The 10777-nt window shown below is 57.6% G+C and carries 12 protein-coding genes; 4 read left to right on the top strand and 8 right to left on the bottom strand.

Annotated elements, in window-relative coordinates; translation table 11 throughout:
* Nucleotides 1-9 precede the first annotated feature (9 nt).
* A complete protein-coding gene (locus tag AABM55_RS18160) occupies nucleotides 10-666 on the top strand; it encodes a DUF1266 domain-containing protein (protein ID WP_347927207.1) in 657 nt (218 codons plus the stop codon).
* Nucleotides 667-869: 203 nt separating this feature from the next.
* Here the strand turns inward: AABM55_RS18160 and AABM55_RS18155 are convergent, their stop codons facing one another.
* Nucleotides 870-1730 (bottom strand): LysR family transcriptional regulator, encoded by an 861-nt coding sequence (locus AABM55_RS18155; RefSeq protein WP_347927206.1) that lies wholly within the window; start codon nucleotides 1728-1730, stop codon nucleotides 870-872.
* 192 nt (nucleotides 1731-1922) lie between these two features.
* On the opposite strand from AABM55_RS18155, the gene AABM55_RS18150 reads away from it, so the two are divergent.
* Entirely contained in the window at nucleotides 1923-3449 is a 1527-nt protein-coding gene (locus tag AABM55_RS18150; protein WP_347930056.1) for an MFS transporter, read from the top strand.
* Nucleotides 3450-3564: 115 nt separating this feature from the next.
* Here the strand turns inward: AABM55_RS18150 and AABM55_RS18145 are convergent, their stop codons facing one another.
* The 6 genes from AABM55_RS18145 to AABM55_RS18120 form a co-directional block, all read right to left on the bottom strand.
* Nucleotides 3565-4398, bottom strand: a complete 834-nt coding sequence (locus tag AABM55_RS18145; protein WP_347927205.1) for a suppressor of fused domain protein — start codon at nucleotides 4396-4398, stop codon at nucleotides 3565-3567.
* 454 nt (nucleotides 4399-4852) lie between these two features.
* Nucleotides 4853-5539, bottom strand: coding sequence for a tetratricopeptide repeat protein (locus AABM55_RS18140; protein ID WP_347927204.1), 687 nt, complete (start codon nucleotides 5537-5539; stop codon nucleotides 4853-4855).
* Between the two features lie 14 nt (nucleotides 5540-5553).
* Nucleotides 5554-6225 carry a hypothetical protein gene (locus AABM55_RS18135; RefSeq protein WP_347927203.1) on the bottom strand — a complete coding sequence of 224 codons (672 nt, stop codon included), beginning with the start codon at nucleotides 6223-6225 and terminating at the stop codon, nucleotides 5554-5556.
* A 163-nt stretch (nucleotides 6226-6388) separates the two neighbouring features.
* Nucleotides 6389-7003 carry an alpha/beta fold hydrolase gene (locus AABM55_RS18130; protein ID WP_347927202.1) on the bottom strand — a complete coding sequence of 205 codons (615 nt, stop codon included), beginning with the start codon at nucleotides 7001-7003 and terminating at the stop codon, nucleotides 6389-6391.
* A gap of 125 nt (nucleotides 7004-7128) precedes the next feature.
* On the bottom strand, nucleotides 7129-7530 hold the full coding sequence (locus tag AABM55_RS18125; RefSeq protein ID WP_103315945.1) for a GFA family protein: 402 nt from the start codon (nucleotides 7528-7530) through the stop codon (nucleotides 7129-7131).
* A gap of 130 nt (nucleotides 7531-7660) precedes the next feature.
* The gene (locus AABM55_RS18120) at nucleotides 7661-8101 is read right to left on the bottom strand and encodes a helix-turn-helix domain-containing protein (RefSeq protein WP_347927201.1); all 441 of its coding nucleotides are present in this window, start codon (nucleotides 8099-8101) and stop codon (nucleotides 7661-7663) included.
* Between the two features lie 78 nt (nucleotides 8102-8179).
* Here AABM55_RS18120 and AABM55_RS18115 point away from each other — a divergent pair, with 78 nt between their 5' ends.
* Entirely contained in the window at nucleotides 8180-8695 is a 516-nt protein-coding gene (locus AABM55_RS18115) for a DUF2938 domain-containing protein (RefSeq protein ID WP_347927200.1), read from the top strand.
* 76 nt (nucleotides 8696-8771) lie between these two features.
* Here AABM55_RS18115 and AABM55_RS18110 read toward each other — a convergent pair whose 3' ends face one another.
* Nucleotides 8772-9392: a LysE family translocator gene (locus AABM55_RS18110; RefSeq protein ID WP_347927199.1), complete on the bottom strand. Its 621-nt coding sequence runs from the start codon at nucleotides 9390-9392 to the stop codon at nucleotides 8772-8774.
* A gap of 358 nt (nucleotides 9393-9750) precedes the next feature.
* Here AABM55_RS18110 and AABM55_RS18105 point away from each other — a divergent pair, with 358 nt between their 5' ends.
* Complete coding sequence (locus AABM55_RS18105; RefSeq protein ID WP_347927198.1) at nucleotides 9751-10686, top strand: Ppx/GppA family phosphatase; 936 nt, start codon at nucleotides 9751-9753, stop codon at nucleotides 10684-10686.
* Nucleotides 10687-10777: the final 91 nt, after the last annotated feature.

Here is a 10777-nt window from a genome sequence, read left to right as displayed (position 1 = left end):
GAGAACGGCATGTCTTTGTTTATCGCAGTTGTTGTTTCAGCCTGGTTGCTGTGGCGAGCATTCAGACCACGCGGCGCCACGCCGTTGTTCAGCCAGCGCAAGCACTGGTCGCTGCTGCTGGCCAGGCCCATGGCCGATGCGATGGAAGTCGAGGGCTTCTACTCGCCGGCGTGCGATCACTTCACCGAGCAAGCGCAGACGATCATGCGCGCAGCGTTGCTGCACCAGGCGGGGGTACGCAGCAATTGCAATGACGAGGCGGTGCGGGCGCACTTCAGTGCGACCCTCGAACAGCAATGGTACAGCCTCGACCTGCAGGCGCTGACGGCCGGCGATGAGCCGCGTGCGGCCATGGCCTTTGCCTGCGCGCGGGTGGCGTTTCTGGTCCGTTGTGCGTTGCTGATGCGTTGGCTCGAGCCCGATCTCGCCTGGCGTGTGCTGCTGCTCAATGCACAGCGGGCGCAGGACTGTTTCGACGGTTGGGAAGATTTCGGCAAAGCCTATAAGCTGGGGCGCGAGCAGTGGGTTGCGGCGTTTCGCGTCGACTCGCTGGGCGAAGCGTTCCACGAGCAGCATCTGCACCAGTTGCTGGCGCCCGGCGGCGGTGCCTGGGCCGATATACCCTGGCGTACGCCAGCAGCGTTGAACCCGGCTCTGGCGGGGTAGCGGCGCAGCTGTTGGTTCAAGTATCCGAGAGGGGGCATTGCGATGATCGGCTTCACCTTCCGCCAGTTGGAGTATTTCATCGCCGCCGAGCAGGGCAGTGTCAGTGTTGCGGCGCGCATCAAGCGTCGAGGCTGATGGCAGATCAATAAGTCTGTCTCCTTATCAGATGCTTATCACTGCAATGCCAATCGAGTCAGCTGGTTCTAGATCGATGACGACTCAGACATCTCCACCAGCAGGTGCCCAAATGCGTCGGCCGCAGGTGTCTTTCCTGTGACACTCCAAATCAGTCTGAAATCTGCAGCCAGCAGCGGTGGCAGGCCATGCTGACCGTCAATCACCACCATACCAGGCTCCAGATCACCCAGCGGTAGAGCGGTGACGGCAAGCCCTGCCAATACCGCCGCTCGCAGTCCTTGTTGACTGGGGGAGGTAAAGGCGACTCTCCAATCTACAGTGGAATGCTCCAATGCCTCTACGGCCACCTGGCGGTGCAAGCAGGGCGCTGGTGCAAACGCCAGCGGCAAAAGGGCATCGCCGGTGAAGTCGAAACTCTGCGCCGCCGCCCACACAAACCGGGTTTCACGCAGCACGGTACCGTCGGCCTGACTTCCCGGCAATGCCAGGATCACGGCCAGATCGAGCCCATCGACATCGACCAGCGCGCGCAGATCGAGGTAGGTGCCGACGGTTACATCCAGGCGTACTGCGGGAAATTGTCTGGCGAACCGAGTCAGCAACGGCGGTAGACCATCGCCGATAAAATTTTCTGGCACACCGAAGCGCACAGCCCCGGATACCGATGATTTTTTGAAACGCCGGGAGAGGGCGTCTTGCGCTCTGAGGACGTTTTCGGCATGGCGCAGAAAATCTTCGCCATCTTCTGTAAGCGTCAAACGTCGGGTGGTGCGCATCAGTAGCGTGGTACCGGCTTGTTCTTCCAAACGCCGGATCTGATGACTGATCGCCGACTGGCTCAGGTGCAGCCGCTCTGCGGCACGAGTGAAACTACCGGCCTCCTTGATCGCAACAAAGGCACGCAACAGAGTTGGGTCGAAGTCCATTAAGTTGACTCATGATGGATATTAATAAAACTTACGAAATTAAATCATTTCTGTCATTTTTTAATTGCTTCCAGAATGCGTCCGGTCTCCTGGACTTGTACCAGGTGACCCTGGCAAGGCTATCGCGTCTCTTCCCTGATGGTGTTCGGGGTGGTCTTGCCAGCACCCATCAACTTGATCTGGAAGATCATGATGCCGTTCACTTCTTCGCAAAAAGATGTTTTCACACTAGCCGCCGTTTGTTTGGCCTCGTTGATGTTCGGCCTGGAGATCTCGAGCGTGCCGGCAATCCTGCCCACTCTTGAATCGGTTCTGGGCAGCGATTTCAAAGATATACAGTGGATCATGAATGCCTACACCATCGCCTGCACCACGGTACTAATGGCCACCGGCATACTGGCGGATCGGTATGGGCGCAAGCGAGTGTTTGTCATTAGCCTGGTGCTTTTCGGCATTACCTCTCTGGGCTGTGGATGGGCGCCCAGCCCCGGTGTGTTGATCGCCAGTCGATGCCTGCAAGGTATGTCCGGTGGTGCCATGCTGATCTGTCAGGTGGCAGTGCTGTCTCACCGATTCCAGTCGGGAGCTGCGCGCGGCAAAGCTTTCAGTGCGTGGGGGATCGTGTTTGGCATCGGTTTGGGGTTCGGCCCGATTATTGGCGCAGCTATCGTAGCGTTGTCGAGTTGGGAATGGGTGTTCCTGGTGCATGCGCCAATTGCGGTGCTCGCGCTGGTGCTGGTGATCGCCGGTGTTGATGAATCACGCGATCCGCAGCGTCGCCGGCTTGATGTGTTGGGTATTATTTCACTGTCGCTGGCGGTGCTGGGCCTTTCCTGGTTCATCACTCAGGGAGCGGGGGTGGGGTTCTCCAGTGGCTCGGCGATCGCCAGTCTGGTTGTGGCAATGGTCAGCTTCATCGTCTTTGTCGTCGCACAGCGACGCAATGTCGATCCGATGTTCGACTTCTCAGTGTTCCGCATTCGCCGCTTCTCGGGTGCATTGCTGGGGGCGGCGGCCATGAACTTCAGCTTCTGGCCATTCATGATCTACCTGCCTCTGTACTTTCAAAATGGCCTGGGCTACGCCAGTGTGGGCACTGGTCTGGCACTGCTGGCCTATACGCTGCCGACGCTGGTTGTCCCCCCGTTGAGCGAGCGGCTGGCGCTGCGCTATCGACCTGACGTGGTGATTCCCGCAGGCTTGTTCACCATAGGTTTGGGATTCTTGCTGATGAAATGGGGCAGCAGTGTCGCGCATGCCAGCTGGCTGACGATGCTTCCGGGCTGCCTGATCGCCGGGATCGGGCTGGGGCTGACCAATACACCTGTTACCAATACCACCACCGGATCGGTGCCTAATGAGCGCGCTGGCATGGCATCGGGCATCGATATCAGCGCTCGTATGATCAGCCTTGCAATCAATATCGCGCTGATGGGATTCATCTTGGTGGAAGGTATTTTGTCTTCTCTACGCAACCAGTTATCTGGCTTGTCCGATGATGTTCAACTGAGGTTGCTGGCGGAGAATATTTCAGCCGGCAACTCTGCCGTGTTGGCGCAGACTGGCCAGGGAGCTACGATTCCGGTCGATGTCGCCAACGCAGCGTTGGCGCATGGGTTTGGCTGGGTGATGCTCTATGGCGGGGTAGCGGCATGGGTGCTGGTGGCAGCGAGCTGCTTGGTCTTTCGTTCGAGTAAAGCCGTTCATTTTCAGCGGTGACTGTCATCCGAAGGGCTGCTTTCAGCCGGTCGCGACTGGCAAAAAAACCAAAGCTGACATTAGACTTAAAACAGCCGTTCGCCTCGGTCAGCTACCGGTTGAGAGCCGCCCGGTGTCACACAACGCTAGCACGATGAAGGCTGTTCATATGTCCGACGCCCGCAGCCTTCAAACGGACCACCAGATCCTCGCGTGCCTCTCGCCCGCCAGAACGGACGTATTCAAGCTCCGACGCTGTGATCAATACCACTGGAACCAATCTGACCGGGGATAAAGGCATGTCATCCAGTTGGGTAGGGAAATCCGGTTCAGGGGCTCCCAGCAAGACGCCGGTAGAGTCGTCATCGGTCACGAAGAGTCTGGGGAGTTGATCACTCATGTGGTGCGACAGGCTGAACCCGGGAATTTCAAGAGATAGCGCACCGTACTGCTCGAGACGGTGGGTGATTCCTCCAGCATCTGCCACCGTTTTGGCAACGTGTTCCACCAGCTCGAATGCCCAACTGCGCTTGAAAGGATCGACCTCACCCAAGGGGCCACGGGCGTGCTCGGGTATATCTGCTGTTTCTATGAACAACTCCATCTCGAAACCATTGCCCATCCCTTCAGCGTCATCGAATGGATCTGACAGGCCTTCGGTGGCGATGATAACTGAGTCGCCACGGCGGACCACTCGGTAAGCCTGACGGGTCGAGGGCCAGTAAGGACCACCCGAAAAGCTCGGACTAATGATATAGGAAAGAACATCCCGCTCGACTGTGCCGACGGATCCCCAATGACGATCCAGGCACGCTTCGCTAGCTTGTCGGGCTGCCTGATTTACCACTTCAGCCTCAGTCAAGCTGCCGGGAGTAACAGGCTCGCGCAATTCGAGGGGTTGCGGTGTAGGTTGGACGTCTTGGGTCAAAGGAGTTTTCAATGAAATGAGAAGTTTCTTGAAGAAATTCATGTGCGTTCCTTGCTGGCTATCGGCTCAGCCCCACAAGTGTCAGCTCTCGCTGATCTGATGGCAGGCGTTGAACGCATTCTGGCGTATTGGCTTCGATATGAAAACGCAAAAGCACATTTCGCTCCTGCATCGCCATGGTGCAAAGTTGTGAGTCACCGTTGGTTTCGTAGACGCTCAACGGCAGCTTCTGGCCGTTATCTGCCCTTCGCGATGGGCATAAACCGGTCAGTAGTAGTCGTTCCCTCGCGTTAGGATTGATACAGAAAGCTGCCATGAGCAGCGATCGAGTCTGTAGATTTAGTGACGTCGGGGCTATAAGGGGCCCCGACACATTTGGTTCTTTTCGTCGCCCGGGGGTGGAGCAGAGGTGATCGTTCACTCGTCTGAGATGCGAGGCAAGCGGTCACTCCGCGCTCGCTGACCCACCGCATTCGTCACTAAGCCGGCTCTCCTGCTACGGCATGGAAATCCTGTACTCGGCGAGCTTGGCCTTGTGCTCCTCCAGCACGTACTTCTTGTTGGCGATCTGCGAGAACTTCATGAAGTCGGCCTTGGCGTCGTCCTTGTTTCCCAAATGGTCGTACGCGATCGCGCGCGCGTAATAGGCCCAGGCATAGTCCGGCTGGCGCTGAAGGCCGGTGCTGAACGCTTCAGCGGCCTCTCGGTACTGACCCAGGTCTGTCAGCGCGAGGCCCAGATGATAGTAGGTCGGCATGTGGAAGCCGGAACCCTTTCCAGCTTCTCCCATCCCGTTGTCAAGGTTGTACTGCACGAGTTCAAGGGCTTTTTTCGGGTTGCCAGCGTCGCGATACATGGCGCTCAAGTCCAGGTTGGCGCGCGGATCAGGCTTGACCGCCAGTTGCATGGATTTTTCCTTGGCGGCCACGGCTTCGGGAAAGTGCTTGAGGTTGCTGTAGGCGTCGGCCTGCACCGCGTAAATCAAGCTTTGCAGCGAGGCGGGCAGCGTATTTTTTTGCAGGCATAGATCACCTTCCTGCAGCGCCAGAGAGTAGTTTTCGGCTTTGGACGCTTTAAACTGATTAGTGCAGTGGACAAGGTTGGCTTTTTGCGGGTTCTGCATCCCTGCACAACCTGTGAGGATGACGGAGCAGGCGATCAGTGCGGGCCAGCGAGTATTCATGATAAGCATCCTTGTCAGTCGAGCAGATGAGCGTTGAGGTCAGGGCGATAGACCTGCAAGAGCGGCGCGGTCACGGTGCCTTGTAGCGAGCAGAACACGGTGGTGTGTCCCGCGAGCGGCGGTGTCGTGTCGCCCGTGTCGACGATCAGCACGCGGTCTACTAAACCAAATGGCGTGGCGACGCCGGGGCCGGTCAGTCCTTCGGTGCGCCATTGACCGATCGGGTCACCGATGCGGCGAATTTCGGCGCGGGTAATGGCTTTGCCCTGACTGACAAAGCGTGCGTTGTCGACGATCAGCGGCTTGAGTTTTGCGGCCACCTCTTGCGGCAAGCCATCGGCTACGAAACCCCAGAACAGAAAATTGCCGACGTTCTTGATGGTTTCGGCCTGGTTGTAATAACCGACCATACGCACGCCGTTAACGATCAGGGGCGTTTCGAAGTGTTGGTAAGTGCCACCTTCCTGCAGCGGACTCATGATGGTTGGTGCCTTGACCGAGCCGTAGTCACTCAGGCGCAAGGTACCTGCTGGCAGGCGGGCATCGCGCAGGCTCTCGAAGAAATGCGCATCGCAACGAGAGAATTCGGTCAGCAGTTGTTCGGGCGTGGTGACGGTCTGGGCTTGGGCAGTGCAGGCGGCGCCGACGGCGAGCAAAGCAACGCCGAAAAAAAGAGAGCGGGACATTAAAATCATCCGTGAAGTGGGAACGAAGGCTGTCGGCTGGTGAGCCGGGAACTTGAGCAATACGGGCCTGCGGGAGAAGGCCAGCTTCTCTTTTTTGGCTGAAAGCAGGCATGGATCGAACGTCCGTATATGGACTCCTCCTCGTTGGCAACAAGTGCTCCGCTCACCAGCAAGCCAGATGTTTCTCGATCAAGCTCGCCACCTCGGCCGCGTGAGTAAAGCCCAGACTGTGATCGGCGCCAGGGAAAACGTGTAGTTCCGCGCGGGGTAACAGTTGAGCAAGGCGCTGGCCGACGCTAACGGGGCTGATCGGATCAGAATCTCCCCAGAGGAGCAGGACTGGCATGCGCAACTCGACCAGCCGGAGCGTGAGGTCGGTGCGGTCGTCGAGAAACCACCTCGGCAGTGTCGGGTTGTCGGCAGCAAAATCCGGGCGCCAGTCATGCGCGTCCAGAGCAGACATATCCACCCCGCCAGAGGTGACGGTCAGCGTCAGGTGCGTGATCAACTCAGGGCGTTCAAGCGCTGCAAGCACCGCGACTATGCCGCCCATGGATTGCGCCACCAGCGCTGTGGGCCGGTCGATTTCGGCCAGCACGCGAGTCACCAGATCATCCATACCGGTCACGCTGGGCAAGGGCGGAGTGTCTCCAAAGCCGGGCCAGCCGACATGGACCTGCTGCGCCGGGTGGGCCAGGCGCTCAGCAACCGGGCACCAAAACCGGGTGTTACCTGAGGCTCCGGGCAGGAAGAGGAGTTTGGCGGGGGATGCGATCACAGGTTCGGTCCTTGAAGGTGGGATTGAAAGAGTCAGCAGGAGGGCAAAATGGATGCTGCAAGGTTCGATGACCACTTCGGAGCGAAAGCCGCCGGTAGTGGAGGGCCGCTCGCGACCTGAAGCAGTCAGTCGACTTGGGGACAACATTTGGATGGCGTGTACCAATCGACTGCGGAGTCGACATGAAGGTGTTTTTGCTTTTGAGGCAAGAAGGGCGTGTCGAGCGTGCCCAGTGCTATCGAAACCCAGTCGGCAAATTCGCCTTGAAATCGTGACCAGAACAACGTCGAACCACAGTGCGCGCAGAACTCGCGTAACACCGTCGCTGAGGACGTATAGGTTTTGATGCTGGTGGCGCCACCAAGTATCCGTAGCGCGTTGCGGGGAACGCTGCCGTACGAAGCGAACGCTGCCCCGTGACCTTTGCGACACTGGCTGCAATGACAATGACTCACTGCTTTTGGTGGCGTGAGTAGCTCGTAACTGACTGCTGCACATAGGCAGCTTCCTTGGTATACCTCTGTCATGCACCCAACCCTGCACGTGAAAACACGCCAGCTTATCCATCTCAGTCAAGACAGTCGACTGACTGCTTTTGGCTGTGGATTCAACCGGTCATGAGGGGCAGCCATCGCCCCAAGTGGGCATGTGACCGTCTCACGATCCATGTCTGCGGAGACTGCCTTTGCCTGTTTTTCTCTTGAGATTCCCTGACCCAATAGCGTTCAGCATTTTCTGAAACATCGGGCATTCGATATGACGGGGAGCCGGACAGGACGCAGCACGACGAAGCTCGTCACGTATGGCACTGAGGCGCTCGATGGTGCGGTCCAGTTCATCAGCCTTCTCTGCAAGCCTCTTGTGATCAATGGCAGGCTGACCGTCTGCGTCCAGCATGGCGGCGATATCGTCCAATGAAAACACCGCAGATTGCCCGAGCGCGATCAATGACAGTCGCTGGAGTACATCTGCACGAAATACGCGGCTCAGGCCACGACGACCTATCGAGCGGATAAGACCTTTTTCTTCGTAGTAGCGCAGGGTTGAAGAGGGCAAACCGGAACGACGTGCCACTTCACCGATATCCATCTCTTTCATGCTTGACCTCAAGTCGACTTGAACTTGCAGACTACCGGAATCAAACCGCCAAGACAGGCTGAAGGCAGGGGAAATATCATGGAAGTAGGTGAGACAGTACTGCGCATTCTGTTTGTTGGAATGGGGGCCACGCTGATCATGGACGTATCGGCTTTTATTCAAAAGCGGGTATTTGGCTTGGCGTCGCCTGACTATGGGCTCGTCGGTCGTTGGTTGGGCCACATGTTACAAGGGCGGTTTCGTCACGCCTCGATTGTGACTGCGCCCCGTGTCCAGAATGAACGCCTGGTTGGCTGGGTGTTCCACTACATCACTGGCTGTGTCTTTGCGATGATGCTCTACGGTGCCCAAGGGCTTGCCTGGATCTGCAATCCCTCTCTGATGCCCGCGCTGGTGACGGGCTTGATCAGTGTGATTGCACCTTTCTTCATCATGCAGCCCGCGTTCGGTTTTGGCATCGCGGCTTCGAGGGCAGCGGCACCGAACATGGCAAGGTGCAGAAGTGTCATTGCGCATCTGACGTTCGGAATCGGGCTCTTTGGGGCGGGGTGGCTATTGATGCTCCTCTTTCCTGCGCCGCTCTGCCTAAGGTGAGCGCCTGTGGGATCGCGGTGGGCTCTCAGCGCGCTGTCGCCCGGAGGTTAATCACGGCCAGGTGGGGATGTCGCCATCAGCGCTTGCTAAAGGCCAGACCAGTTGCGAACAGCACAAAGACCATGCCTGTGGTGTGATCCATCCACTTGATCACTTTCTCACGCCGCAGAACGCCGGCAAGGGATTGAGTAGCGCCAATCAACGTCGAAGACCACATCAAACCCAGCACCACGTGAATGCTGACCAAACCAAATGTCCAGGCAACCAGGCTGTGCCCGTGGGGGATAAATTGAGGGAGAAAAGAGACGTAGAAAATGCCGATTTTGGGATTGAGGACGTTCCCCATCATGCCCTTCAGGAACCAGTTTGCATTTGGCTTGCCGTCATCTTCAACGGGCGATAGTGAGCTACGCGGGCGCAGCAACATGTTCAATCCGAGCCATGCCAGATAAGCGGCGCCGCAGTATTTCAATAGGCTGTACGCCAGCTCCGATACCGCAATCAGAGCACCCAGGCCAAAGGCGACAGCGGCGCCCCACAGTAAGCAGCCAGCATTGATACCCAGCGCAGCGCGAAACGCCTGTTGCTTACCTTCCACCGTTGCGGTTCTCAAAACCAGAGCGGTATCGAGGCCGGGCGTCAGCGTTAGCAGAGTGGCTGCGAAGGTAAAGGCGAGGAGATTATCTGCGATAGACATCGGCGTATGACTTTAAAGTGATGACGCGCGAACGTTAGCACATGGCGGGTTGTCTTCTGCGACTACACGATCTTCCGGTCTTTTTACGAACGCTTCGGCTTCTGCATGGCTGCGAAATTTGATGCACCCTGCGTCCATCCAGACAACCCAGCCTTTCGGAGGCGGCTAGGCGGCGTCAGGGCGAGTGTGCCGGGAGGTCTGGGGTGTCGAGACAGGTTGGTCTGGTGCCTGTTGCATTGAAAATGGAGAGTGGGTGTCATCTTGGCGTCATCGAACCGATGGCAAGATCCTCGCAAACCGTCTTGAGCACTCAGCAGTGCTCCGCCTGATGGCTGATGAATTTGCGAGGAATACCCGTATGAAAGGAGACGCCTCCCTGTTTGCGGTCATTGACCTGGGTTCCAATGCGTTCCGCATGATGATTGGCCAGTCGGTCAAACGGAACCGGCAATTCGTTATCCAGGAGGTGAAAACCCTGCGTGAGCCTGTCCGCTTGGCGGAGGGATTTCAGGGCGGGTCGCTGAACGAATTGGCGCTGGATCGGGGATGGCAGGCACTGGCGCGATTTGGCAAAAAGTTACGCGGCTTTGAGGCCGGTCGTGTACGTGCGGTGGCGACCAGTGCCGTCCGCGAAGCTGATAATGCTCAATTGTTTCTGGGCAGTGCGGAGCGGCATTTAGGTTTTCGTATTGATGTCATCTCCGGGCATGAAGAGGCCCAACTGGTGTACGCCGGGGTTGCCCACACGATACCGGGTACAGAGAGTATGCGGCTGGTCGTGGACATCGGCGGTGGTTCCACTGAATTGATTCTGGGGCAGGGTGCTCACCCCCTGTTGACCGAGAGTATTGCCATCGGCAGCGGCACCTTTGGTGCACGTTACTTTCAGGGCGGTGGTATCACGGCTGAGGCGCTCCTCGAGGCTGAGCGGGTGGCCACCCTACAGTTTGAAAAAGTTGCACGTCGTTATCGTGCACTCGGTTGGCAGCAGACTATCGGTTCTTCAGGTACCGCAAGGATGCTGGCCAAAGTGCTCAAGGCCAATGGATTGAACGACTACGGCCAAAGCGGTATCACCTACGGCGGTCTGTTGCGTCTGTCATTGCGTCTGCTGGAAGTGGGGCATGTGAAACGACTCAAATTAGCGGGTTTGCCAACCCATCGCCTGAGCGCCTTGCCCGGCGGCCTGGTGCTCATGCTGGCGGCGTTCAAGGTATTTGGTATCCCGCATATGACTCCGTCCGAACCAGGCTTAAGGTTCGGCGTTCTTCATGGCCTGATGTGTAAACACTAGCGGAAACCGAAGCCGACTTTTCAACACGGATAGCAGGGGAGTTAATAGAGTTCTAAAAAGGCCGCTGCAAACGCAGCGGCCAGAAGTCGCC

The sequence above is a fragment of the Pseudomonas helvetica genome, assembly GCF_039908645.1.
Lineage (GTDB): Bacteria > Pseudomonadota > Gammaproteobacteria > Pseudomonadales > Pseudomonadaceae > Aquipseudomonas > Aquipseudomonas helvetica.
Note: the sequence above shows the minus strand (reverse complement) of the source record. Positions and strands in the feature narration are given on the sequence as shown.

Excerpts from the sequence above, each read along its gene's own strand:
- AABM55_RS18120 (WP_347927201.1), bottom strand. The coding sequence starts at position 8,101 with ATGAAAGAGATGGATATCGGTGAAGTGGCACGTCGTTCCGGTTTGCCC.
- AABM55_RS18125 (WP_103315945.1), bottom strand. The coding sequence starts at position 7,530 with ATGACAGAGGTATACCAAGGAAGCTGCCTATGTGCAGCAGTCAGTTAC.
- AABM55_RS18145 (WP_347927205.1), bottom strand. The coding sequence starts at position 4,398 with ATGAATTTCTTCAAGAAACTTCTCATTTCATTGAAAACTCCTTTGACC.
- AABM55_RS18110 (WP_347927199.1), bottom strand. The coding sequence starts at position 9,392 with ATGTCTATCGCAGATAATCTCCTCGCCTTTACCTTCGCAGCCACTCTG.
- AABM55_RS18160 (WP_347927207.1), top strand. The coding sequence starts at position 10 with ATGTCTTTGTTTATCGCAGTTGTTGTTTCAGCCTGGTTGCTGTGGCGA.
- AABM55_RS18115 (WP_347927200.1), top strand. The coding sequence starts at position 8,180 with ATGGAAGTAGGTGAGACAGTACTGCGCATTCTGTTTGTTGGAATGGGG.
- AABM55_RS18140 (WP_347927204.1), bottom strand. The coding sequence starts at position 5,539 with ATGAATACTCGCTGGCCCGCACTGATCGCCTGCTCCGTCATCCTCACA.
- AABM55_RS18135 (WP_347927203.1), bottom strand. The coding sequence starts at position 6,225 with ATGTCCCGCTCTCTTTTTTTCGGCGTTGCTTTGCTCGCCGTCGGCGCC.
- AABM55_RS18155 (WP_347927206.1), bottom strand. The coding sequence starts at position 1,730 with ATGGACTTCGACCCAACTCTGTTGCGTGCCTTTGTTGCGATCAAGGAG.
- AABM55_RS18105 (WP_347927198.1), top strand. The coding sequence starts at position 9,751 with ATGAAAGGAGACGCCTCCCTGTTTGCGGTCATTGACCTGGGTTCCAAT.
- AABM55_RS18150 (WP_347930056.1), top strand. The coding sequence starts at position 1,923 with ATGCCGTTCACTTCTTCGCAAAAAGATGTTTTCACACTAGCCGCCGTT.